The following is a 24,925-nucleotide window of genomic DNA, read 5'->3' as shown; positions in this document are numbered from 1 at the left end:
CGGGGAGGGCCCCGGACCGGGCTGTGGGGCAGGTCACAATCGGGTAATGAGAAGATGGAGTCATGAAGGGACGCGTTCTCGTCGTCGATGACGACACCGCACTGGCCGAGATGCTCGGCATCGTGCTGCGTGGTGAAGGTTTTGAACCGTTTTTCGTCGCCGACGGGGACAAGGCGCTAGCCGCGTTCCGGGAGACCAAGCCCGACCTCGTGCTGCTCGACCTGATGCTGCCGGGCCGGGACGGCATCGACGTCTGCCGCCAGATCCGCTCCGAGTCCGGCATCCCGATCGTGATGCTGACCGCGAAGACGGACACGGTGGACATCGTGGTCGGACTGGAGTCCGGCGCCGACGACTACGTCACCAAGCCGTTCAAGCCCAAGGAGCTGGTGGCCCGGGTGCGCGCGCGGCTGCGCCGCGCCGAGGAGCCCACCCCCGAGCAGCTGACCATCGGCGACCTCGTCATCGACGTGGCCGGCCACTCGGTCAAGCGCGAGGGCCGCGGCATCCCGCTGACCCCGCTGGAGTTCGACCTGCTGGTCGCGCTCGCCCGCAAGCCCTGGCAGGTGTTCACCCGCGAGGTGCTGCTGGAGCAGGTCTGGGGCTACCGGCACGCCGCGGACACCCGGCTGGTGAACGTGCACGTCCAGCGGCTGCGGTCCAAGATCGAGAAGGACCCGGAGCGTCCGGAGATCGTGGTCACCGTGCGTGGCGTCGGCTACAAGGCGGGGCCCAGCTAAGTGGTGCAGTACCAGGCTGACGACTCCCCGTCGGGCACCGATGCCGGCGGGGAGGCTGCTGTGCGCGGAAGCGTGCTGAGTTCGACCACGGAGGGCCGGCGGCGCCGCCGCGGCCCGGCCGCCTTCTTCGCCCAGGTGATCCGTCAGTTCCGGCGGCCGGTGCGGCGCCTGACGGCGCTGTACCGCCGCTCCATCCAGCTGCGCGTGGTCGCCGCCACGCTGCTGCTCTCCGTCGTCGTCGTGCTGGTGCTCGGCGTGGTCGTGGTCGCCCAGGTGCGCACCGGCCTGCTGGACACCAAGAAGCACGCGGCGCAGGGCCAGGCGCTCGGCGGCTTCCAGATCGAGCAGGACAAGATCAACGAGGCCATCAACCTGCAGGCCAAGGCCGGCAGCACCGGCAGCGACCCCTCGCGGGACGAGGTCGGCACCTGGCTGATCAAGCAGGTCTCCGACCTCGCCAGCGGCGGCACCGGCGTCTACTCGGTGATCGCCCTGGTGCCCTCCACCGGCCAGCAGGAGAGCGCCCCCAGCGCCGCCCTGCGCGGCGCCTGGTACTCCGGCAACATCGTCCCGGACTCGATCAGCCAGGACCTGCGCGACGAGGTCGCCGCGGAGTCCGGCACCCCGCACCAGCAGACCACCGAGATCCAGCGCTCCACCGACGACGGCAGCCCCTCGTACAACGAGCCCGGGCTCGTCATCGGCAAGCAGTTCACCGGCCCCGACGGCACCCCGTACCAGCTCTACTACGTCTTCTCCTTCGGCCAGGAGACCAAGACCCTCGGCCTGGTCACCGGCACCCTGGCGACCGCCGGCGTCTTCGTGGTCATCCTGCTCGGCGGCATCGCCTGGCTGGTCGTCCGCCAGGTCGTGACGCCCGTCCGGATGGCCGCCGGGATCTCCGCCAGGCTCGCCGCGGGCCACCTGGAGGAGCGGATGAAGGTCACCGGCACGGACGACATCGCCCGCCTCGGCGAGTCCTTCAACCGGATGGCCAACGCCCTGCAGGCGCAGATCCGACAGCTGGAGGAGCTCTCCCGGGTCCAGCGCCGCTTCGTCTCCGACGTCTCGCACGAGCTGCGCACCCCGCTCACCACCGTGCGGATGGCCGCCGACCTCATCTACGACAGCCGCGACGACCTCGACCCGATGGCCGCCCGCTCCGCCGAACTGCTGCAGGACCAGCTGGACCGCTTCGAGTCGCTGCTCGCCGACCTCCTGGAGATCAGCCGCTTCGACGCCGGTGCCGCGATCCTGGACGCCGAGCCGGTCGACCTGCGCGAGATCGTGACCCGAGTGGTCGAGGCGGCCGACCCGCTCGCCCAGGCCAAGGGCAGCGCGGTGATCGTCCGCGGCGCCGAGAAGCCCGTCGTCGCCGAGGTCGACTCCCGCCGGATCGAGCGCATCCTGCGCAACCTGGTGGTCAACGCGCTGGAGCACGGCGAGGGCCGCGACGTCGTCGTGCGGCTCGGCACCGGCGAGGGCGCGGTCGCCGTCGGCGTCCGCGACTACGGCATCGGCCTCAAGCCCGGCGAGGCCTCCCGGGTGTTCCACCGGTTCTGGCGCGCCGACCCGTCCCGGGTGCGCACCACCGGCGGCACCGGCCTCGGCCTGTCCATCGCCGTCGAGGACGCCCACCTGCACGGCGGCTGGCTGCAGGCCTGGGGCGAACCGGGCGGCGGCTCGCACTTCCGCCTCACCCTGCCGCGCACCCGCGGCGGCGACATCAGCCGGGCGCCGTTCCGGCTGGAGCCCGAGGACTCCCGGCACAACCGCGGCCTCGCCTCGCCCGGCGCGCCCTACCGGCGGACCGTCCGCCCCGGCGGCGCGACCGCGGTCACCGCGACCGACGCCGCCGACCAGGACGGCCCGGAGACCCCCGAGGGCGGCCAGGCCGGCTTCGGCAGCGGCCTCGGCGGCGTGCTCTCGCTCGGCCCCGGGCTGGGCCGGCCGCAGGCCGCCCCCGTCGCCGACCCCTCGGACGTCCGCACCGTGGCCGCGGGATACGGTGCCACCGGGGCCCAGGTCGTCGTCGACCGCGGGCCCGGACGTCCGGCGCTCCCGCCCCAGGAAGGCCCGGACAACGCCGACACCCGGAGGCCGCAGCGTGCGAAGGACGACGACCAGCGTGAGGGCTGACCTGCGCTCAGCCCGGGCCGTCTGCGCCGCCCTCGCCGTGCTGCTCGCCGCGGGCTGCGCCGCGATGCCGTCGGACGGCCCGCCCGAGCGGGTCGAGATCCCGCAGGGCTCCGGCGCGGAGAACCTCCAGGTCCGGGTCTTCCCGGTGCCGCCGCACAAGGGCGAGGACCCGCGCGACCTGCTGGCCGGCTTCCTGGCCGCGTCCGGCGCCGACGAGGCCAAGGACTACGAGACGGCGCTCAAGTACCTGACCGCCTCGGCCGGCAAGCGCTGGAACCCGCAGGCCGGTGTCGCCGTGCTCGCCGCCACCCCGCACCGCGACCAGACGGTGGCCGCCGCGGAGACCACCACCATCACGGTGAGCGGCAGCAAGGTCGCCGAACTCGACGAGGACCACTCCTACCGGGTGGTCACCGACGAGGCGTACCGGCAGCAGTTCACCTTCGTGAAGGAGACCGAGGGCCCGGACAAGGGCGAGTGGCGGATCGACCGGCTGCCGGACGGCCTGATCGTCGACCAGACGAACTTCCGCAACTCCTACCGGGCCGTCCACCGCTACTTCTACGTCTCCTCCGACCCCTCGGCGGACGGTGCCACGCCGCCCGTGATGGTGCCGGACCCGATCTACCTGCGCCGCCGCACGGACCCGCTGACCGCCGCCGCCAAGGCGCTCGCGGCCGGCCCCTCGCAGTGGCTCGCCCCGGCCGTCTACTCGGCCTTCGAGGGCGTGCACATCGAGGGCGCGGTGTCCGTCAACGACAACCGGGCCGCCGCGGTGCGGGTCGACGTCGCCGACTTCGGCGGCCGGCAGAGCACCTGCAAGCAGATGGCCACCCAGCTCTTCCACACCCTCGCCGACCAGCAGGGCAAGGCCCAGCTGGACCGGGTCGACCTGTCCGGCGGCAAGGGCGGCTGCTCGGTGACGGCCGCCGAGGCCGCCGACTCCGCCCCCGGCCGTCTGGCCGGCTCCGCCGGGGCCTCGCCGTACTACCAGCTCGACACCGGGCAGGTGCTGCTGCTCCAGGGCGACGGGCCGGGCCGACCGGTCGCCGGGCCGCTCGGCCAGGCCGCGCAGCAGGGCCAGCCGAGGATCGGCGAGGTCGCCGTCCGCCGCGACGGCTCCGGCGCCGCCGCGATCGGCGCCGACGGCCGCTCGCTGTTCGTCACCGGCTTCGGCGACGGCGACCAGCTCGGCGGTGCGGTGGTCAGCAGCCGCGGCACCCAGCCCGGCCAGGGCCTGGCCTCGCCCAGCTGGGACGGCCGGCAGAACCTCTGGGTGGTCGACCGCGACCCGGCCGCGCCGCAGCTGTACATGGTGCGCGGACGCAAGTCCGTCGCCGCCCAGGTCGACGGCCTCGCCGACCGCACCGTCCAGGACGCGCGGATCTCCTCCGACGGCACCCGGATCGCCCTGGTGCTGAAGGACGGCGCCGGCCGGCGCTCGCTGCAGATCGGCCTGGTGGTGCACGAGGGCACGGCCGGCTCGCCGCGGGTGCGGGTCACCGGGCTGCGGCCGGTCGCGCCGCTGCTGACCGACGTCGCCTCGGTGTCCTGGGCGGACACCGACCAGCTGCTGGTGCTCGGCAAGGAGCAGGGCAAGCTGCAGCTGCTGAACTACGTGGGCACCGACGGCTCGCAGGCCGCCGACTCCCCGCTGCAGGGCGGCGAGTCGATGACCACCGTGTCCGCCTCGGAGAGCCGGGCCGGCGAGAGCGTGCCGCCCGTCATCGCGTACTCCAGCGACCACCGGATCTTCCGGCTGCAGGGCAACCAGTGGCGCGAGATCGCGCTGCAGGGGCACCCGGCCGCCTCGTTCGGCTACCCGGGCTGACCCCGTCCGCGCAGCCGGCGGGGCGTCGCCGCCACCGCGGCTGCGGCGCACGGCGGGCAGCCTGCCGCCCGCAGCGCCCGTGCGGCCTCGGCCAGGCTCGCCCCGGTGGTCACCAGGTCGTCGACCAGCACCAGCCGCCGGCCGGACAGCAGCGCGGCCCGGCGCGGCGGCACCGCCAGCGCCCCGTGCAGGTTGCGGTGGCGCTCGGCCGCGGACAGCCCCGCCTGGTCCGCCACCGGCCGGACGTGCCGCAGCGCCGCCGCGGCCAGGGCCGGCCTGCCCGACCGGCTCAGCTCGCGGGCGGCCGCGCGGGCGAGCCGCAGCATCGGGTCGTGCCCGCGGGCACGGACCGCGCGGCGCGCGGAGGGCACCGGCACCAGCAGGAGTGCGCCGGGCGCACCCGGGGCGCCTGCCTCGACCGCGGAGCGCACGGCGGCGGCGAGCGCCGCTCCGAGCGGCCGGGCGAGCCGCAGTGCGCCGCGCTCCTTGTGGGCGATCAGCAGATGCCGCACCGGCCCGGCGTACGGGGCGGCGGCGTACAGCGGCGGCAGGCCCTCCGGGCCCGGCCGGCGCTCCACCGGCCCGGCGCCGGTGCAGGTCAGCTCCGCCCGGCAGACGGGACAGAGCTGGCCCCCGGCGCCGCCGCAGCCCGCGCACCGGGCGGGCAGCAGCAGGTCGAGCAGACCGGTGCCGATGAGGCCTGCGGCGAACGGCGGTGTCACGGGTGCCTCCCGGGGCGCGCGGGGCACGGACGACGTGCACGAACGGGACATCCGGCCCGGTGCGGAGTGCCGTCGGACTCTTGCCGGGTCGGGTACTGGGCCATACGGTGGGCGGCCCGGTGCGTGTTGTCCAGCCGTTAACCCCTGTTTCACTCCATGGAAGGTAAACAGAGGGTGACAGCTGTACGGCCAGCCCGGTGTCGCCACGGTGTTCGACTGGGGAGGCGGAAACCCCGAGCGAGGTGTTCCATAAGGCACACAGGGGGTTTCAAGCGCTCCTGGTGGGGAGGAAGTGAGGTGAGGGCCGGTCGGGTTCGCCGCTCCCGGCGGAGGTGGGGGGCTGGTGGTGGACCGGCTGGTCCGGCTGGGTCTCAGCCCGATCCGGGTGCGTTCCGGATCGGCAACAGCACAAGGGATCGGAGTTCTGCGTGGACATCGTCGTCAAGGGCCGCAAGACCGAGGTGCCCAAGAGGTTCCGCGAGCACGTGGCCGAGAAGCTGGAGAAGGTCCAGAAGTTCGACGGCAAGGTGATCAGCCTCGACGTCGAGGTGTCCAAGGAGCACAACCCGCGTCAGGCGGACCGGTCCGAGCGGGTGGAGATCACTCTCCGTACCCGGGGGCCGGTGATCCGGGCCGAGGCCGCCGCGAGCGACCCGTACGCGGCGCTCGACCTGGCTTCGGCGAAGCTCGACGCGCAGCTGCGCAAGTCCGCGGACCGTCGCCGGGTGCACAAGGGCGGCAACGGCCGCACCCCCGTCAGCGTCGCCGCCGCGACGGCCGCGCTGGCCAACCTGCCCGCGACGGAGCAGACCGAGGGCCCGGTCAACGGGTCGGCCCGCAAGACCATGATGGGATCGCTGGAGGTGGAGGGCGACGGACCGCTCGTCGTCCGCGAGAAGACGCACCCTGCAGCACCGATGTCGCTGGACCAGGCGCTGTACGAGATGGAACTCGTCGGCCACGACTTCTTCCTGTTCGTGGAGAAGGACAGCGGCCTGCCGAGCGTGGTGTACCGCCGGCACGGCTACCACTACGGCGTCATCCACCTGAAGGAGGACGCGACGGCGATCGGCGGTGGCGCCGGCGGCGCGATCAACGCGCTCGACGAGGACTGATCCCGTCCCGTCGGCCGTACGACAGATCGATCGACCGGTGACCCCGGCGGCCCGCGCCGCCGGGGTCACCCAGCTGGGCGGTCCGGTGTCGGAGGGTGATCAACGCCCCTGCGGTCATGGAATGATGGAGCCGACATCGACCGGCGACCGGGGGGAGGAGCGGATGGGCGAGCCCATCGGCCGTGGTGCACACGGTCCGGGCGCGGACGGCGGGGCCGACGGCCCGCCGGGCTACGGAGGCCACCGCGCCGAACCGATCCGGGTGCTGGTGGTCGACGACCACGCGCTGTTCCGCCGCGGCCTGGAGATCGTGCTGGCCGAGGAGGAGGACATCCGGGTCATCGGCGAGGCGGGGGACGGCGCGGAGGCCGTGCTCAAGGCCGCCGACCTGCTGCCGGACATCATCCTGATGGACGTCCGGATGCCCCGCCGCAGCGGCATCGAGGCCTGCACCGCGATCAAGGACGTGGTGCCCAGCGCCAAGATCATCATGCTGACGATCAGCGACGAGGAGGCCGACCTCTACGAGGCGATCAAGGCGGGCGCCACCGGCTACCTGCTCAAGGAGATCTCCACCGACGAGGTGGCCACCGCGATCCGCGCGGTCGCCGACGGCCAGTCGCAGATCAGCCCCTCGATGGCGGCCAAGCTGCTCACCGAGTTCAAGTCGATGATCCAACGCCGTTCCGACGACCGGGAGTTGGTGCCCGCCCCGCGGCTCACCGACCGGGAGCTGGAGGTGCTCAAGCTGGTGGCGACCGGGATGAACAACCGGGAGATCGCCAAGGAGCTCTTCATCAGCGAGAACACCGTGAAGAACCACGTCCGCAACATCCTGGAGAAGCTGCAGCTGCACTCCCGGATGGAGGCCGTGGTCTACGCGATGCGCGAGAAGATCCTCGAAATAGGCTGACCGCCGGCCGCCGGCCTCACAGCAGCGCCTCCAGGGCCGGGCGCATCCGCTCGTCCGCCAGCAGCTCCACCCGGACGCTGTCGCAGCTCACCCAGGACGCCGCCTCGCGCAGCGCCTCGGCGAGCGGCGCCACGTACGCGGGCCCCGCCAGGGAGACCTGACGGGCCACCAGGGTGCGGCCCTCGCGCGCCGGGTCCACCCGGCCGACCAGCCGGCCGCCGGCGAGCAGCGGCATCGCGAAGTAGCCGTGCACCCGCTTGTGCTTGGGCGTGTACGCCTCCAGCCGGTGCGACATGCCGAAGATCCGCTCGGTGCGGGCGCGGTCCCAGATCAGCGAGTCGAACGGCGACAGCAGCGTGGTGCGGTGCCGCCCGCGCGGCTCGGAGGCCAGCGCCGCCGGATCGGCCCAGGCCGCCGCCGGCCAGCCCTCGACCTGCACCGGCACCAGCCCGGACGCCTCCAGCACCGCGTCGACCTGGGCGCCCTTGAGGCGGTGGTGGTCCATCAGGTCCGCCCGGGTGGCCACCCCGAGCGCGGCGCCCGCCTGCGCGACCAGCCGCCGCAGGCACTCCTCGTCGGAGAGGTCCGTCTCGAACAGCTCCGCCGGGACGGCCCGCTCGGCCGCCTCGTAGACCCGCTTCCAGCCGCGCCGCTCGGTGCACACCACGTCGCCGAAGGCGAGCGCCCGCTCCACCGCGATCTTGGTGTCGGACCAGTCCCACCACTCCGCGGTGCGCTTCGCGCCGCCCAGGCCCGTCGAGGTCAGCGGCCCCTCGGCGCGCAGCCGGTCCAGCACCGACCGGTACGTCTCCGGGGAGACCGGGTGACCCCAGAGGTTGCCGCGCGCCCGGTAGGCGCGGCGGCGGAAGGCGAACAGCGGCCACTCCTCCATCGGCAGGATGCAGGCCGCGTGGGACCAGTACTCGAAGGTCGTCTCCGAGCCCCAGTAGGCGCCCTCCACCGCGGGGCGCCCCACCGCGCCGAGCCGGGCGTAGGGGACCAGCTCGTGCGACCTGGCCAGCACCGAGATGGTGTCCAGCTGGACGGCGCCCAGGTGCCGCAGCACCCCGCGCACCCCGGCGCGGCGGTCCGGGGCGCCCAGCAGCCCCTGGGCGCGAAGGGCGATCCGGCGGGCCTGGTCGGCGGAGAGCACAACGGTCATGCCGGGCAGCGTAGGCCCTGCCACCGACAACCGGACGGGGCGCCGGGAACCCGCCGGGCCCGCCGGAGGTTGTCGTGGTGAGGAGGCGCGGTGACCGATTTGCCCCGGGCCCGGTGCTTCACAGCGCTTTGCCCCTGGGGGTGACACAGGAATACCGTGCTGACGGACCTCCCGGCGGCTTGTCCTCCTCGCATACGATGACCCGTACGGTGGGGTAGGTCTCGCCGACTGTCGTCCAGAGCCGATCCAGGCAAGGAGCCCGCTCACGTGTCCGTCTTCGACAAGATCCTGCGCGCAGGCGAAGGCAAGATCCTTCGCAAGCTGCAGCGGATTGCCGCCCAGGTCAACTCGATCGAAGAGGACTTCGTCAACCTCACCGACGACGAGCTGCGCGCGCTGACCGACGAGTACAAGGCCCGCATCGCCGAGGGCGAGAGCCTGGACGACATCATGCCCGAGGCCTTCGCGACCGTCCGCGAGGCGGCCAAGCGCGTGCTCGGCCAGCGCCACTACGACGTGCAGATCATGGGCGGCGCCGCGCTGCACTTCGGCTACGTCGCCGAGATGCGCACCGGCGAGGGCAAGACCCTCGTCGGCACCCTGCCCGCGTACCTCAACGCGCTCACCGGCAAGGGCGTCCACCTGATCACCGTCAACGACTACCTCGCCGAGCGCGACTCGGAGTGGATGGGCCGGGTGCACCGCTTCCTCGGCCTCGAGGTCGGCGTGATCCTGGCGAACATGTCGCCGGCCGAGCGCAAGCGCCAGTACGGGATGGACATCACGTACGGCACCAACAACGAGTTCGGCTTCGACTACCTCCGCGACAACATGGCCTGGGCGCAGGACGAGCTCGTCCAGCGCGGCCACAACTTCGCGATCGTCGACGAGGTCGACTCGATCCTGATCGACGAGGCCCGCACCCCGCTGATCATCTCCGGTCCGGCCGACCAGGCCACCAAGTGGTACAACGACTTCGCCAAGCTGGTGCAGCGCCTCAAGCGCGAGCGCGACTACGAGGTCGACGAGAAGAAGCGCACCGTCGGCATCCTGGAGGAGGGCGTCGGCCGGGTCGAGGACTACCTCGGCATCGACAACCTCTACGAGTCGGTGAACACCCCGCTGGTCGGCTTCCTCAACAACGCCATCAAGGCCAAGGAGCTCTACAAGGTCGACAAGGACTACGTCGTCATCAACGGCGAGGTCATGATCGTCGACGAGCACACCGGCCGCATCCTGGCCGGCCGCCGCTACAACGAGGGCATGCACCAGGCGATCGAGGCCAAGGAGGGGGTGGAGGTCCAGAACGAGAACCAGACGCTGGCCACCATCACCCTGCAGAACTTCTTCCGCCTCTACGACAAGCTCTCCGGCATGACCGGTACCGGCACCACCGAGGCCGCCGAGTTCCACCAGATCTACAAGCTCGGCGTGGTGCCGATCCCCACCAACAAGACGCCGCGCCGCATCGACCAGCCCGACCTGATCTACAAGTCGGAGCCGGCGAAGTTCGCCGCGGTGGTCGAGGACATCGCCGAGAAGCACGAGAAGGGCCAGCCCGTCCTGGTCGGCACCGTCTCGGTCGAGAAGTCCGAGTACCTCTCCCAGGAGCTGCGCAAGCGCGGCATCCCGCACGAGGTGCTGAACGCCAAGCACCACGAGCGCGAGGCGCAGATCGTCGCGCAGGCCGGCCGCAAGGGTGCCGTCACCGTCGCCACCAACATGGCCGGCCGCGGCACCGACATCATGCTCGGCGGCAACGCCGAGCACCTGGCCGCCGCCGAGCTCGCCCAGCGCGGCATCACCCCGGAGGACACCCCGGAGGAGTACGAGGCCGCCTTCCCGAGCGCCCTGGACAAGGCCAAGGAGGCCGTCAAGGCCGAGCAGGAGGAGGTCCAGGAGCTCGGCGGCCTGTACGTGCTGGGCACCGAGCGCCACGAGTCCCGCCGGATCGACAACCAGCTGCGCGGCCGCTCCGGCCGCCAGGGCGACCCGGGCGAGTCCCGCTTCTACCTGTCGCTCGGCGACGACCTGATGCGCCTGTTCAAGGCCGGCATGGTCGAGCGCGTCCTGTCGATGGCGAACGTGCCGGAGGACGTGCCGATCGAGTCGAAGATGGTCACCCGCGCCATCGCCTCCGCGCAGACCCAGGTCGAGCAGCAGAACTTCGAGATCCGCAAGAACGTCCTCAAGTACGACGAGGTCCTCAACCGCCAGCGCGAGGTCATCTACGGCGAGCGCCGCCGCGTCCTGGAGGGCGAGGACCTGCAGGAGCAGGTCGGCCACTTCATGGACGACACCGTGGAGGCGTACGTCACCGCCGCCACCGGCGAGGGCTTCGAGGACGACTGGGACCTCGAGAAGCTCTGGACGGCCCTCAAGCAGCTGTACCCGGTCGGCCTCGACCTGGAGGAGCTGGAGGAGGAGGCCGGCGGCACCGCCGGGCTGACCCCCGAGTTCCTCACCCAGTCGATCCAGGAGGACATCCAGGCCGCCTACGGCCGCCGCGAGGACCAGCTCGGCGAGCAGATCATGCGCGAGCTGGAGCGCCGCGTGGTGCTGTCCGTGCTGGACCGCCGCTGGCGCGAGCACCTCTACGAGATGGACTACCTTCAGGAGGGCATCGCGCTGCGCGCCTACGCCCAGCGCGATCCGCTGGTCGAGTACCAGCGCGAGGGCTACGACATGTTCTCCGCCATGATGGAGGGCATCAAGGAGGAGTCCGTCGGCTACCTGTTCAACCTGGAGGTCCAGGTCGAGCAGCAGGTCGAGGAGGTCCCGGTCGCCGAGGACGCCGTCGTCCTGGAGAAGACCGACGCCCGCCCGGAGATCAAGGCCAAGGGCCTGGAGGCCCCGACCCGCCAGCGGCTGCACTACACCGCGCCGACCGTCGACGGCGACGAGACCGTCATCGAGGGCGACTTCGACGACGCCGGTGCCGACGAGGGCGACGGGATGACCCGCGCCGAGCGCCGCCGCGCCGCCAAGGCCGCCGGCCGCGGCCGGCGCCGCAAGGGCTGACCCGCAGCGAGACCGCCCGCAGGGCGCCGCACCCCGAGTCGGGGTGCGGCGCCCTGCGGCGTTCCCGGGGCGGCCGCGCTCAGCGGGCCTCCACCGCCGCGCACTGCCACTGCTCGGTCCGCCGGTGCCGCTCCAGCCGGAAGGCCACCATGTGGTGGCGCGGCCCGAATTCCACCCGGACGCAGACCTCCAGGGCGTCCGGTGCGGGCGCCGAGTCGTGCACCCGGCCCAGCCGGGGCTGCGGGGCGCGCCCGCGCGGGCGCAGCGGTCCCGTCCGGACGAGCACGGCGAGCTGCTGGTAGCCCTGCAGCGTGGTGTGCCGCTGCAGCTGGCCCACCGGGCGGACCCCGGTCAGCACCTCGACCAGCCGGTGCGCGAAGCGGACCGCCAGATCGCCCTGCCCGGCACCCCGGGAGGGGGCGCACTGCGACCGCGGACGGCGCGGCGGGCGCGGTTCCCCGGCACCCGGGCGCGGGGCGGCGGCGTCCGGGGTGCCGGCGTGCCCGGCGGCCGCGTGCCGGCCCGGGTGCGGGTGGCGGACGGGCCGGCGCGGCTGTACCCGTCCCGGCCCGTGCACCAGCGGCCGGACCAGGGGAAGCGCCGCAGGGTCCGCGGCGTGCCGTGCGGCGTGGACGGGGGCGGTGGCGCGGTGCTCGGCCATCGGCCGGCCTCCTGTCGGTCTGGTTCCGGCGGGGTCTGCTGCTGTTGCTATCGACCGTCCGCGGCGCCGCTGAAGGACCCGCCGCCGGCGGCCGGGGGACCGCCGCGATGTCACCTATCCGGGTGAGGCGGCCCGTGCTGCCGGGCCGGTCGGAGCGGTCCGGCGTGCGGCCGGTTGACGTGCGGGAAGGCCCGGAGGTGCACGAAGGAGTACGGCCGGGGCAGGTGAAAACCTCGGTGCACGGCGGCCGGGCGGCCGGACCTACCGGCCGGTAGGGCGGAGGATCGGCAGGCGGACGAGCCCAGGGAGGCGGCATGGCGACCGAGGTGACCACCGGCGGCGGACCGGCCGCGGCGCAGCGGGCGGGCGGGCCCCGGCGCGGGCTGGTGCTCGGCGGCGGCGGCATGCTCGGCGCCGCCTGGACGGTCGGGGCGCTGTGCGCGGTCGAGGAGGCCACCGGCTGGCGGCCCGGCTCGGCGGACGTCGTCCTCGGAACCTCGGCCGGGGCCATCCTCGGCGCCCTGCTCGCGGCCGGCGTCCGGCCGGGCGAGCTCCGCGACCACCAGCACGGGCTGCCGATCACCACCGGCCCGCTGGCCGGCGTCGCGTTCGACTACGACACGGCGGCCGGCGGCGCGCTGCCGCCGCGGCCCGCACCCGGCATCGGCTCGCCCGGCCTGCTCCGGGACGCCGTCCGGCACCCGCGCGAGTACCCCTTCCTCACCATGGTCTCCGCCGTCGTCCCGCCCGGGCGCGGCTCGGTGGCACCGGTCGGCGAGCTGGTGCGCGCGCTGCCCGGCGGGGACGGCTGGCCGGACGGCTCCCCGCTGCGGGTGGTCGCGGTGGACTACCGCAGCGGCCGCCGGGTGGTCTTCGGCGACGCCGGGGCGCCGCCCGCACCGATGGCCGACGCGGTGATGGCGTCCTGCGCGATCCCCGGCTGGTTCGCGCCGGTCGAGGTGGCCGGCGGCCCCTACGTCGACGGCGGCTGCTGGTCGGCGACCAACGCGGACCTGATGGTCGGACGCGGCCTGGACGAGATCTACGTGCTCGCGCCGATGGCCCTGCGGCTGCACCCGGAGGGGCGCGCCGAGCCCGGCCGGGGCGCGGTCGCCGCACTGCGCGAGTGGCGGGCCCGGGACCGGCCGCGCGGCATGCTCGCCCAGCTGGTCAGCCGCTACCGACGCACCGTCACCCGGCAGATGATGCGCGAGGCGCGACTGCTGCGCTCCTCCGGCACCCGGGTGCAGCTGCTCGCCCCGACCCTGGCCGATCTGGCCGTGATGGGCCCCAACATGATGGACCCGGCCCGCCGGCCCGAGGTGCTGGACTCGGCGCTGCGCACCACCCTGGGGGCGCTCGGCGCGCCGCGCTGACCCACCGGTGCGCACGGTCTCCGCCGTCCGGGCCGTGCGGTGATCACCGGGCCCGTATCCTTGGGGGCGCGGCGGTCGCGGCCCGACGGTCCGCACGACCCAGGACACCACCCAGGAGCGGAGTGCCAGCGATGCGCGTGTACGTGCCCACCACGTTGACCGGCCTGGCGGCCGCGTACCCCGGCGGCGTCCTGGAGCAGGTCGCGGCCTACGCCGTCACCACCGCGCTGCGCGAGTGGTACGTCAGCGACGACATCGAGGAGCTGGAGTACGCGGCGCTGAACCGTGCCGCGCACGCCTCCGTGCGGCTGCTGGCGGCCGACCCGGCGGCGCCGCGCCGGCGGGTCGTCGTCGCGGTGGAGGTCGCGGACTCCGCGGTCGGCGCGTTCGCCGGCGACGAGTACCAGGACCAGGCCTCGCTCGGCCGGGTGGTGCTGCACGGCCCGGTGCCGCTGGCCAAGGCCGCCGCGGTGCACGCGGACGTCGCCGACGCGGACGTGGTCGCCGACGTGGCGGCCGCGGCCGGCGCGATCGAGGCGGCCGACAAGGGCGACGAGGACGCCCAGTTCACCGTCGACGGCGCCGAGGACCACGAGCTGCTCTGGTTCGCCACCCAGGAGATCCCGGGCCTGCTGGCCTGACCGTCGGCGTCGGCAGGTAGCGTTCCTGGGATGCGCACGCACATCGTCTGGGACTGGAACGGCACGCTCTTCCACGACATGGAGGCCGTGCTGGGCGCCAGCAACGCCGCCTTCGCGACCGTCGGGCTGGACCCGCTCACCCTGCAGGAGTACCGCGAGCTCTACGAGATCCCGATCCCGCGCTTCTACCAGCGGCTGCTCGGCCGGGTGCCCAGCCAGGCCGAGTGGGAGGCGCTGGACGACGCGTTCCACGACCGCTACCGCGAACTCAGCCCGGACTGCGGCCTCGCCACGGGCGTCCCGGACCTGCTGAACGGCTGGCTGGCCCGGCCCGGCCGCAGCCAGTCGCTGCTGTCGATGTACGAGCACGAGCGGCTGGTGCCCGTGGTGGACGCCTTCGGGCTGACGGACCGGTTCCTGCGGGTGGACGGCCGCACCGGCGCCTCCGGCGGCCGCAAGGCCGGCTTCCTGACCGCCCACCTCACGGCGCTCGGCCCGGGCCTGGAGCCCGCCCGCACGGTGCTGATCGGCGACGCCGTGGACGACGCGCAGGCCGCCCTGGAATCGGGGATCCACGCCGTGCTGTACACCGGCGGCTCGCACACCCGGGAGAAGCTGGAGGTCGTCGGCGTGCCGGTGGTGGACTCCCTCGCCGAGGCCGTCGCGGTGGCCGAGGAACTGACCGGCTGACCCGCCGACCCGGCCGGCCCGGCCCGGCGGGTGCGGCCGGGGCAGGCGTGTCGGCGGGCCCGGATCCGGGCGGCGGCGGTCAACCTGGTGGGGCAGCCGTCACCGGAACGAGCGGAGCCCCGCATGCCCCTGGACGCCGTCACCCGGGTCCCCGTCCCCCTCGGCGAGCCGGCGCGCGGCCACGCCCCCGGCAGCGCCGAGCGGGAGCGACTGGAACGCCGGCTGGACGAGCTCGCCGCCGAACCCGTGCCGCTGCCGATGACGATCGCCGGCGAGCAGCGGTTCGGCGGCGGCGAGCGGATCGACGTCGTCCAGCCGCACCACCGCGCCGCCCGGCTCGGCGTGCTCGGCAGCGCCACCCACGAGGACGCCCGGCTCGCCGTGGACGCCGCGCTCGCCGCGGCCCCGGACTGGCGGGCCCTGCCCTTCGACGAGCGGGCCGCCGTCCTCCTGCGCGCCGCCGACCTGCTGGCCGGCCCCTGGCGGGAGACCCTCGCCGCGGCCACCGTGCTCGGCCAGTCCAAGACCGCCCTGCAGGCCGAACTCGACGCCGTCTGCGCCCTCGCCGACCTCTGGCGGTCCGGGGTGCACACCGCCCGGCGGATCCTCGCCGAACAGCCCGCCTCGCCGCCCGGGACGTGGCGGCGCGCCGACCACCGGCCGCTGGACGGCTTCGCCTACGTGCTCACCCGGTTCGACTCCACGGCCGCCGCCGGGTACGCGGCCACCGCCCCCGCACTGATGGGCAACACCGTGGTCTGGAAGCCCGCGCCCGCCCAGACCTTCGCCGCCCACCACCTCATGCGGCTGCTGGAGGCGGCCGGACTGCCGCCCGGCGTGGTCAACCTGGTCACCGGCGACGGCCGGGCGGCCTCGCAGGTCGCCCTCGCCAGCCCCGCCCTCGCCGGACTGCACTTCACCGGCGCCGCCGCGGCCTTCCACGGCCTGTGGACGGAGATCGCCGCGCACCTCGACCGCTACCGCAACCGGCCGAGGATCACCGGCGAGACCGGCGGCAAGGGCTTCCTGCTCGCCCACCCGTCGGCCGACCCGGACCTGCTGCGCACCGCGCTGGTCCACGGCGCCTTCGCCCACCAGGGGCAGGGCCGCTCCGCGCTCGGCCGCGCCCACCTGCCGCGCACCCTCTGGCGGCGGATCCGCGCCGACCTGCTCGCCGAGGTCGACGCGCTGGCCGTCGGCGACGTCACCGACCTCGGCACCGCCATGGGCGCGCTGATCGACGGACCGGCCTACGAGCGGACCCGCGCCGCGATCGAACGGGCCGGACGCGACCCGGGTACGGAGCTCGCGGCCGGCGGCCAGTACGACGACGCCATCGGCTGGTTCGTCCGCCCGACCGTGCTGGACTGCGCCGACGGCCGCGGCGAGGTCTTCCGGACGGACTGCCCCGGCCCGGTCCTGGCCGTCCGGGTGTACGAGGACGCGGACTGGGAAGCCGCCTTGCACCGGGTGTGCACCGACGCCCCGCAGGCACCGACCGGCTCGGTGCTCGCCCGGGACCGGTACGCGACCGCGCAGGCCGTCGACCGGCTGCGGTTCGCCGCCGCCGGCCTCCGCGTCAACGGCGGGCCGGGCGGCACCGGCGACCGCGTCGGCGCCACCGCCGACCTGCTCCGATGGACGTCGGTCCGCGCGGTCGAGGAGGCCTTCGGGGCGCCCGCCGGTGACAGCCGGACGCACCCGGGGTGACGGGACGGAAACAGCTGACAGGGGCTGACATGAAGTGACCCGCCGGTTTGGACAAGGTGTCCAGTAGGGCGTCGGCATCCTGCAGGATTGCTCCTCCGTGTCCCCTGACACCTTCGTTTCATCAGGTTAGGCTGACTGGCGTCGCCGGGCCTTCCCCCGCTGGCCAAACGAGCTGTCGTACCCAGGTGCAGGGCTTCTCATGCGTGGCACGAGCGGTTTTCGCCCCCGGGATGCGGGAGCATTGCGGACAGACCCGGCGGTGCACACCCAGCCATCACCGAGTCACGCAACGGCGCGCGACAGGAGCCAAACAGTCATGCAGACCAAGCTGGACGCAGCCAAGGCCGAACTGCTCACCAAGGCAGCAGCAGCCGCTGAGAACAGCCAGGTGGGGGGAGCGGCGCCAGGGGAGGGTCTGAGCAACGGTGCTCTGGCCGCGTACCTGCACCACTACTACCTCCACACCGCGCCCGAGGACCTGGTCGACCGCGACCCGGTCGACGTCTACGGCGCGGCCGCCTCCCACTACCGGCTGGGCCTCAAGCGCCCGCAGGGGACGGCGGAGGTCCGGGTGCACACCCCGACCGTCGAGGAGAACGGCTGGAGCTGCGGCCACACCGTGGTCGAGGTCGTCACCGACGACATGCCCTTCCTCGTGGACTCGGTCACCAACGAGCTGACCCGCCTCGACCGCGGCATCCACCTCGTCGTCCACCCCCAGCTCGCCGTCCGCCGCGACATCACCGGCAAGCTGCTGGAGATCCTCGACATCGACGCCTGCTCGCGCAGCCAGGCCGCCGGCACCGAGTGGCCCGCCGACGCCGTCGTCGAGTCCTGGATGCACATCGAGATCGACCGCGAGACCGACCGCGCCGACCTCCGCTCCATCGAGACCAACCTGCGCCGCATCCTCGGCGACGTCCGCGAGGTCGTCGAGGACTGGTCCAAGATGCGCGACTCCGCGCTGCGCCTCGCCGACGAGCTCGCCGAGCAGCCCCCGGCCCACCTGCCCGAGCAGGAGGTCGGCGAGGCCTGGGAGCTCATGCGCTGGCTGGCCGACGACCACTTCACCTTCCTCGGCTACCGCGAGTACGACCTCGTCGAGCACGAGGGCGAAGAGGTCCTCAAGGCCGTCGCCGGCACCGGCCTCGGCATCCTGCGCGCCGACCCGCTGAGCCACGACAGCGACCACCACCCGGTCAGCGAGGCCTTCGGCCGGCTCTCCGCCCCCGTCCGCGCCAAGGCGCACGAGAAGAAGCTCCTCGTGCTCACCAAGGCCAACAGCCGCGCCACCGTGCACCGCCCCGCCTACCTCGACTACGTCGGCGTCAAGCGGTTCGACGCCAACGGCGAGGTCGTCGGCGAGCGCCGCTTCCTCGGCCTGTTCTCCTCCGCCGCGTACACCGAGTCGGTCACCCGCATCCCGGTCGTCCGCCGCAAGGTCCAGGAGGTCATCACCACCTCGGGCTTCTCCGGCGACAGCCACGACGGCCGCGACCTGCTGCAGATCCTGGAGACCTTCCCCCGGGACGAGATGTTCCAGACCCCGGCGGCGGAGCTCCAGGCCATCGCCACCAACGTCCTCTACCTGCAGGAGCGCCGCCGGCTGCGGCTGTTCCTCCGCCAGGACGAGTACGGGCGCTACTTCTCCGCGCTGGTCTACCTGCCGCGCGACCGCTACACCACCCGCATCCGGCTGCGCCTGACCGAGATCCTCAAGGAGGAGCTCAGCGGCGACGCGATCGACTACACGGTGTACGCCACCGAGTCGGTCCTCACCCGCCTGCACTTCGTCGTCCGGGTCGCCCCCGGCGCCGAGCTGCCGCAGCTCACCGACGCCGAGGTCGAGCGGATCGAGGCCAAGCTCGCCGAGGCCGCCCGCTTCTGGATGGACGGCTTCAACGACCAGCTCCACATCGAGCTGGGCGAGGAGCGCGCCGCCGAGCTCGCCCACAAGTACGCCAACGCCTTCCCCGACGGCTACCGCGCCGACTTCACCGCGCGCACCGCCGTCGCCGACCTCAAGCAGATCGAGGCGCTGCACGGCGAGGGCGACTTCCGGCTCAACCTGTACCAGCCGGTCGGCGCCGGCGACGACGAGCGCCGCTTCAAGATCTACCGGGTCGGCGGCCCGATCTCGCTCACCGAGGTCCTGCCCGTGCTGCAGCGCCTGGGCGTCGAGGTCCTCGACGAGCACCCGTACGCGCTGCGCCGCTCCGACGGCACCACCGCGTGGGTGTACGACTTCGGCCTGCGGCTGCGCGAGGCCACCGAGCTGACCGACGAGGCCCGCGAGCGCGTCCAGGAGGCATTCTCGGCCACCTGGACGGGACGCGCCGAGAACGACGGCTTCAACGGCCTCGTCCTCACCGCCGGCCTGACGTGGCGCCAGGCCATGATGCTGCGCGCCTACGCCAAGTACCTCCGCCAGGCCGGGAGCACCTTCTCCCAGGACTACATGGAGGACGCGCTCCGCAACAACGCGCACACCACCCGCCTGCTGGTGAACCTCTTCGAGGCCCGGCTCAGCCCCAGCCACCGGCTGGGCGCCGACGAGCTCACCGAGGGCCTCATGGAGGAGCTCGACGGCGCGCTCGACGAGGTCGTCTCGCTCGACGAGGACCGCATCCTGCGCTCCTTCCTGCACCTCATCAAGGCCACCCTGCGGACGAACTTCTTCCAGCACGCCGACGACGGCGACTGGCACTCCTACGTGTCGATGAAGTTCGACCCGAAGGCGATCCCGGACCTGCCGGCGCCCCGCCCGGCCTTCGAGATCTGGGTGTACTCCCCGCGCGTCGAGGGCGTCCACCTGCGCTTCGGCAAGGTCGCCCGAGGCGGCCTGCGCTGGTCCGACCGCCGCGAGGACTTCCGCACCGAGATCCTCGGCCTGGTCAAGGCCCAGATGGTCAAGAACACCGTCATCGTGCCGGTCGGCGCCAAGGGCGGCTTCGTCGCCAAGCAGCTGCCGGACCCGTCGGTGGACCGCGACGCCTGGCTGGCCGAGGGCATCGCCTCGTACAAGACCTTCATCTCGGCGCTGCTCGACATCACCGACAACCTCAGGGGCGGCGAGGTCGTCCACCCGGTCGACGTCGTCCGCCACGACGAGGACGACACCTACCTGGTCGTCGCCGCGGACAAGGGCACCGCGACCTTCTCGGACATCGCCAACGGCGTCGCCGAGTCGTACGGCTTCTGGCTGGGTGACGCCTTCGCCTCCGGCGGCTCGGCCGGCTACGACCACAAGGGCATGGGCATCACCGCCCGCGGCGCCTGGGAGTCCGTCAAGCGGAACTTCCGCGAGATCGGCGTCGACACCCAGACCGAGGACTTCTCCGTCGTCGGCATCGGCGACATGTCCGGCGACGTCTTCGGCAACGGCATGCTGCTCAGCGAGCACATCCGACTGGTCGCCGCCTTCGACCACCGGCACATCTTCCTCGACCCGAACCCGGACGCCGCGGTCTCCTACGCCGAGCGCCGCCGGCTGTTCGACCTGCCCCGCAGCTCCTGGGACGACTACGACAAGTCGCTGATCTCCGCCGGCGGCGGCGTCTTCCCGCGCACCGCGAAGGCCATCCAGCTCTCCCCGCAGGTCCGCGAGCGGCTCGGCGTGCAGGCGGCCAAGATCACGCCGGCCGAGCTGATGAAGGCGATCCTGCAGGCGCCCGTCGACCTGTTCTGGAACGGCGGCATCGGCACCTACGTCAAGGCCTCCACCGAGACCAACGCCGAGGTCGGCGACAAGGCCAACGACGCGATCCGGGTCAACGGCAACCAGGTCCGCGCCCGGGTCATCGGCGAGGGCGGCAACCTCGGTTGCACCCAGCTCGGCCGCATCGAGTTCGCCGCGAGCGGCGGCCCCGAGGGCACCGGCGGCTGGATCAACACCGACGCCATCGACAACTCGGCCGGCGTCGACACCTCGGACCACGAGGTGAACATCAAGATCCTGCTCAACCAGGTCGTCGCCGACGGCGACATGACGGTCAAGCAGCGCAACGCGCTGCTCGCCGAGATGACCGACGAGGTCGGCCGCCTGGTGCTGCGCAACAACTACGCGCAGAACGTGGTGCTCGCCAACGCCGTGGCCCAGGCCGCCAGCATGGTCAACGTGCACGCCCGCATGATCAACCGGCTGGAGGCCGACGGGCAGCTCGACCGGGCCCTGGAGTTCCTGCCCGTCGAGAAGCAGATCCGCGAGCGCCAGCAGGCCGGCCGCGGGCTCTCCCAGCCCGAGCTGTCCGTCCTGCTCGCCTACACCAAGATCACGCTGGCCGACGAGCTGCTCGCCACCGACCTGCCCGACGACCCGTACTTCCGCGACGCGCTGCACCTGTACTTCCCCAGCGCGCTGCGGGCCCGGTTCGCCGACGCGATCGACAACCACCCGCTGCGCCGGGAGATCATCACCACCCTGATCGTCAACGACACGATCAACCGCGGCGGCTGCACCTTCGCCTTCCGGCTCCGCGAGGAGACCGGCGCGACGATGGAGGAGATCGCCCGGACCCACGCGGCCGCCCGCGCCGTCTTCGGCCTGGAGCAGCTCTGGGACCAGATCGAGGGCCTGGACAACAAGGTCGCGGCCCGGGTGCAGATCAAGATGCGCCTGCACGTCCGCCGGCTCGTCGAGCGCGCCACCCGCTGGATGCTCAACAACCGGCGCCAGCCGCTGGACATCGCCGGCACCATCGAGTTCTTCCACGACCGGGTCAACCAGGTCTGGGAGAGCCTGCCCAAGCCGCTCCGCGGCGAGGACCTCGGCTGGTTCGAGGCGGTCTACGAGGAGCTCGCCGCCGCCGGCGTGCCGGACGAACTGGCCAACCGGATCGCCGGACTCTCCTCGGCCTTCCCGACGCTCGACATCGTCGGCGTCGCGGACCGCTCCGACTCCGACGTGATGGAGGTCGCCGAGCTCTACTACGACCTCGCCGACCGCCTGCAGATCACCCACCTGCTGGACCGCATCATCGAGCTCCCGCGGACCGACCGCTGGTCCTCGATGGCCCGTGCCGCCATCCGCGAGGACCTCTTCGCGGCGCACTCCGCGCTCACCGCGGACGTGCTGGCCTGCGGCCCCGCCGGCTCCTCGCCGGAGGACCGCTACAAGGCCTGGGCGGACCTCAACGGCACCCTGCTCAGCCGCGCGAAGACCACCCTCGACGACATAAGGGGTTCGGACAACTACGAGCTGTCCAGCCTCTCGGTCGCGATGCGGGTCATCCGCACCCTGCTGCGCACCGGCCGCTGACCCGGCAGCTCCCGCGGGGGCGGACCGTCCGAACCGGACGGTCCGCCCCCGCGGCGTTCCGGTGGCCGCCCGGCCCCGGACCTTCAGGGCCGCGGTGGCACGCCGTCCCGGCTGGCGCTCAGCCCTGGGCGGCGGCGCGCTGGAGGGCGCTGGCGAGCAGGGCGAGGTCGGTCGGGCCGTTGCCGAGTTCGCGGACGGGGCGGCGGGTCGGCGGCAGGCCGAGCTGCATCAGGTCCACCGCCACGACCGTCGGCCGCAGCGTGGACGTCCGCGGGATCCGGCCGCTGACCCGCGCGGTCTGGAAGGCCGTCACCCCGCCGTCCGGGCGCCGCAGGTAGCCGCGGCCCGGCGTCTCCTCCGGCAGCGCCGCGGCGTCCGGCAGGTGGATCAGCTGGTCGGACTCGGCCGGGTGGTCGGTGCGCAGCGCGATCCGCACCTGGGCGGCCTCGTCGATCTCGGTGCCCGCCGTCCGCTCCGGCGCGCCGGTGGCGGCGACCAGGTGCACGCCGAGCCGGCCGCCGCGCTCGGCGACCGCGGCCAGGGCCCGGGAGAGCGGCCGGCCGGCCGGCGAGGTCGGCGCGTACAGCGCGTCCAGGTCGTCGACCACCACGACCATCCGGGCGGGCACCTGCGGGGCGGCGGCCGCGTCCGGTGCGGTGCGCTGCTCGACGACCCGGGCCGCCGCGGCCGCGGCCGCGGTCGGACCTCCGGCGGTCACCAGGGCGGGTGCCTTGCGGAGTATCCGGGCGGTGTGCCAGGCGGTGAAGTCCCGCCCTCCGAGCAGGGTCTCACGGCGCGCCAGCTCGTCCAGCAGGGCCTCGGCGGTGAGCAGGGCCTGCCGCGGGTCCGCGGCGGCGTCCAGGTGGGCGGTGACGTGCGGCAGGTCGGTGCAGGCCCGCAGGCCCGCCGACTGGTCCCGGTCGCCGGGGGAGCGGGACTCCACCACGGTGATCTCCAGCCGCTCCGGGCGTTCGGCGACGGCCAGCGAGGCGATCAGGGTGCGCAGCAGCTCGGTCTTGCCGGAGCCGGCCGCGCCGCCGATCAGCAGGTGCGGGCCGCCCTCGGCGCCGTGGCCGTCGGCGGCCTCGGCGTCGGCGAGGTCGACGGTGCACAGGCCGTCCCGGGCGGTGCCGATCAGGGCGGTGGCCGCGCCGGCGCCGTCCGGCAGTCCGGCCCAGCGGTCCGAGAGCTTGGCCGGGGTGACGGCCTCCAGCCGGAGCAGGTCGAGCAGGCGCAGGGCGTCCGGCAGCGGTCCGCGGGCGGCCGGGGCGGCCTCCCGCAGCGGGGCGAGGGCGCGGGCGAGCCGTTCGGCCCAGGCGGCCGGGACGGCGTCCAGGGCGACGTCCTCGATCCGCTCGCGGGCGCCGCCGGTGGGCAGGTCGACGGTGAGCCGGGTGGCGACCTCGCCGGTCACCGCGGCGCGGGCGCCGATCCCGGAGGGCAGCTCCTCCTCGGACTCCGCGAGGCAGACCGTGAAGACGCCGACGGCGGGGCCCTGGCGGAGCAGCAGGTCGAGGCCCTCGCGGGCCTCCGGGGTGCCCGGGTCGCCGTCGACGAGCAGGACGGTGGCCTCGGGGCCGCCCGAGGCGGCGGCCAGCTCGGCGAGCCGGGCCCGGGCCTGCTCGGGGCCGAAGCCGACCAGCAGCCGGCAGTCCTGCCCCTGGCCGGGGCGCAGGTGGGGCAGCCACATCGTCCAGTCCCAGTCGGCCGCGCGCTGCTCGTCGGCGGCGACCACCACCAGGGCGAGGCCGCTCGGCGGGTGCAGCACGGCGAGCTGGGCGAGCACGGCGCGGGCGAGCCCGGTGAGCCGCGGCCGCGGCCCGGCGAGGCCGAGGCTGCCCGCGGTCTGCAGGTCGGCGGTGACCGGGACGGCGGGCAGCAGGGTGCCCGGGGCGGTGCCGGGACCGCCCGGCCGGTCGGCGGTGCCGAGCCGGACGGCGAGCGCGTCGGGGTGGGTCGGGGTGCGCTCCCACAGCCTCGGGCCGGGGCCGAGCGCGGTGAGCAGCAGGGCGGCCGGGTCGGGCCAGCGCTCGCGCTGCGCGGCGGCCTGCCGGGCGCGGGCCGCGGCGTGCTGGGCGGCGGCCTCGGGGGCGGGCTGCTGGGGCGCGGTGCGGGAGCGGCGCAGCGAGAGCAGGCCGCGGGTGCGGCCGCCGGGGACCTGCGGGGGCTGCGAGGGCGGCGGGGGCACGGCGGCGGCCGTGCGGGCGCCGGGCCGGTCGGGCAGCTGGAGGTGGCCGTCGCCGTCCGGCACGGCGGGCCGCGACCCGGAATTCCCCCCGATCTCCGTGCGGGCGATCTGCAGGGTCGACTCGCCGAGCCGCAGCAGTCCGCCGTCGGGCAGCTCCGAGGAGTCGCCGCGCAGCCAGCGGCCGTCGAGCAGGGTGCCGTTGGTGGAGTCCAGGTCGCGGACGGTGACCGTGCCGTCGGCGAGGTGGAGGGCGAGGTGCAGCCGGGAGACGTCCGGGTCGTCGAGCGGCACGTCGGCCTCGCTGGAGCGGCCGACGCTGATCTCCTCGCCGTGCAGCCGGTGCACGCCGCCCGCGTCGGGGCCGCCGACGACCCGCAGTTCGGCGGCGGCGGGCAGCTCGTCGGGCCCGGTGTCCGGGTCCGGTTCGCCGAGCGAGAGGACCGCGCCGTCGATCAGCGGCGGTCGGCCGAGCAGCGCCTGGTCGTCCACCCGTTCCGCCCCGGCGTACAGCTGCACGTGCGTGGCGGACCGCGGGCCGCGCACGCCCGCCGCGCCCGCGAGCGCGCCGGCGACTGCGCCGAGCGCCGTGCCGGAGGGTGCCGTGACCAGCACGTCCGTGGACGATCCGGCGCCGGCCGGGCCGCTGCGCGGTCGGAGGACGGTGAGCCGGATCTGCATCTCGCCCGGGTCCCTTCTGCACACGTGTGGTGCCTGCCATCCTGCCACCCTGGAGCGACAGTCCGGGCACGGTACCGGATT

General features: G+C 74.0%; 15 protein-coding genes. 11 read left to right on the top strand and 4 right to left on the bottom strand.

All coding sequences use genetic code 11. From position 1 onward, the window contains the following. The first annotated feature begins 62 nt into the window (after positions 1-62). From mtrA to AB0442_RS15245, 3 genes are all read left to right on the top strand, one after another. Entirely contained in the window at positions 63-740 is a 678-nt protein-coding gene (mtrA, locus tag AB0442_RS15255) for an MtrAB system response regulator MtrA (protein ID WP_344623392.1), read from the top strand. Between the two features lie 135 nt (positions 741-875). After that, a complete protein-coding gene (gene mtrB / locus AB0442_RS15250) occupies positions 876-2,879 on the top strand; it encodes an MtrAB system histidine kinase MtrB (protein WP_366163140.1) in 2,004 nt (667 codons plus the stop codon). Then, a complete protein-coding gene (locus tag AB0442_RS15245; RefSeq protein WP_366163117.1) occupies positions 2,869-4,710 on the top strand; it encodes an LpqB family beta-propeller domain-containing protein in 1,842 nt (613 codons plus the stop codon). The genes mtrB and AB0442_RS15245 overlap by 11 nt, the downstream gene beginning before the upstream one ends. Here the strand turns inward: AB0442_RS15245 and AB0442_RS15240 are convergent. Continuing rightward, positions 4,698-5,432 carry a phosphoribosyltransferase family protein gene (locus tag AB0442_RS15240; protein WP_366163115.1) on the bottom strand — a complete coding sequence of 245 codons (735 nt, stop codon included), beginning with the start codon at positions 5,430-5,432 and terminating at the stop codon, positions 4,698-4,700. The two genes, AB0442_RS15245 and AB0442_RS15240, sit on opposite strands and share 13 nt — an antisense overlap. A gap of 428 nt (positions 5,433-5,860) precedes the next feature. On the opposite strand from AB0442_RS15240, the gene raiA reads away from it, so the two are divergent. Beyond that, complete coding sequence (gene raiA, locus AB0442_RS15235; protein ID WP_344623395.1) at positions 5,861-6,547, top strand: ribosome-associated translation inhibitor RaiA; 687 nt, start codon at positions 5,861-5,863, stop codon at positions 6,545-6,547. Between the two features lie 175 nt (positions 6,548-6,722). Then, positions 6,723-7,460, top strand: a complete 738-nt coding sequence (locus tag AB0442_RS15230; protein ID WP_344623458.1) for a response regulator transcription factor — start codon at positions 6,723-6,725, stop codon at positions 7,458-7,460. A gap of 16 nt (positions 7,461-7,476) precedes the next feature. Here AB0442_RS15230 and AB0442_RS15225 read toward each other — a convergent pair whose 3' ends face one another. Then, positions 7,477-8,622: a crosslink repair DNA glycosylase YcaQ family protein gene (locus tag AB0442_RS15225; RefSeq protein WP_366163112.1), complete on the bottom strand. Its 1,146-nt coding sequence runs from the start codon at positions 8,620-8,622 to the stop codon at positions 7,477-7,479. Between the two features lie 267 nt (positions 8,623-8,889). Here AB0442_RS15225 and secA point away from each other — a divergent pair, with 267 nt between their 5' ends. After that, positions 8,890-11,643 carry a preprotein translocase subunit SecA gene (gene secA, locus AB0442_RS15220; protein ID WP_366163110.1) on the top strand — a complete coding sequence of 918 codons (2,754 nt, stop codon included), beginning with the start codon at positions 8,890-8,892 and terminating at the stop codon, positions 11,641-11,643. 79 nt (positions 11,644-11,722) lie between these two features. On the opposite strand, the gene AB0442_RS15215 is transcribed toward secA, so the two are convergent. Continuing rightward, a complete protein-coding gene (locus tag AB0442_RS15215) occupies positions 11,723-12,304 on the bottom strand; it encodes an Rv3235 family protein (RefSeq protein ID WP_366163108.1) in 582 nt (193 codons plus the stop codon). 314 nt (positions 12,305-12,618) lie between these two features. Between AB0442_RS15215 and AB0442_RS15210 the strand changes: the two genes are divergently transcribed. The 5 genes from AB0442_RS15210 to AB0442_RS15190 all read left to right on the top strand — a co-directional run bounded on the left by AB0442_RS15210 (position 12,619) and on the right by AB0442_RS15190 (position 21,978). After that, positions 12,619-13,680 carry a patatin-like phospholipase family protein gene (locus tag AB0442_RS15210; protein WP_366163107.1) on the top strand — a complete coding sequence of 354 codons (1,062 nt, stop codon included), beginning with the start codon at positions 12,619-12,621 and terminating at the stop codon, positions 13,678-13,680. A 131-nt stretch (positions 13,681-13,811) separates the two neighbouring features. Next, positions 13,812-14,321, top strand: a complete 510-nt coding sequence (locus AB0442_RS15205; protein ID WP_366163105.1) for a hypothetical protein — start codon at positions 13,812-13,814, stop codon at positions 14,319-14,321. Positions 14,322-14,351: 30 nt separating this feature from the next. Then, positions 14,352-15,011 carry an HAD family hydrolase gene (locus AB0442_RS15200; RefSeq protein ID WP_366163103.1) on the top strand — a complete coding sequence of 220 codons (660 nt, stop codon included), beginning with the start codon at positions 14,352-14,354 and terminating at the stop codon, positions 15,009-15,011. 129 nt (positions 15,012-15,140) lie between these two features. After that, complete coding sequence (locus tag AB0442_RS15195) at positions 15,141-16,721, top strand: aldehyde dehydrogenase family protein (RefSeq protein ID WP_366163137.1); 1,581 nt, start codon at positions 15,141-15,143, stop codon at positions 16,719-16,721. Between the two features lie 316 nt (positions 16,722-17,037). Continuing rightward, positions 17,038-21,978: an NAD-glutamate dehydrogenase gene (locus tag AB0442_RS15190; RefSeq protein ID WP_366163101.1), complete on the top strand. Its 4,941-nt coding sequence runs from the start codon at positions 17,038-17,040 to the stop codon at positions 21,976-21,978. Positions 21,979-22,096: 118 nt separating this feature from the next. Here AB0442_RS15190 and AB0442_RS15185 read toward each other — a convergent pair whose 3' ends face one another. Then, a complete protein-coding gene (locus AB0442_RS15185; protein WP_366163099.1) occupies positions 22,097-24,844 on the bottom strand; it encodes an FHA domain-containing protein in 2,748 nt (915 codons plus the stop codon). Positions 24,845-24,925 lie beyond the last annotated feature (81 nt).

Source organism: Kitasatospora sp. NPDC085895 (assembly GCF_040702125.1).
Classification (GTDB): Bacteria; Actinomycetota; Actinomycetes; order Streptomycetales; family Streptomycetaceae; genus Kitasatospora; species Kitasatospora arboriphila.
Note: the sequence above shows the minus strand (reverse complement) of the source record. Positions and strands in the feature narration are given on the sequence as shown.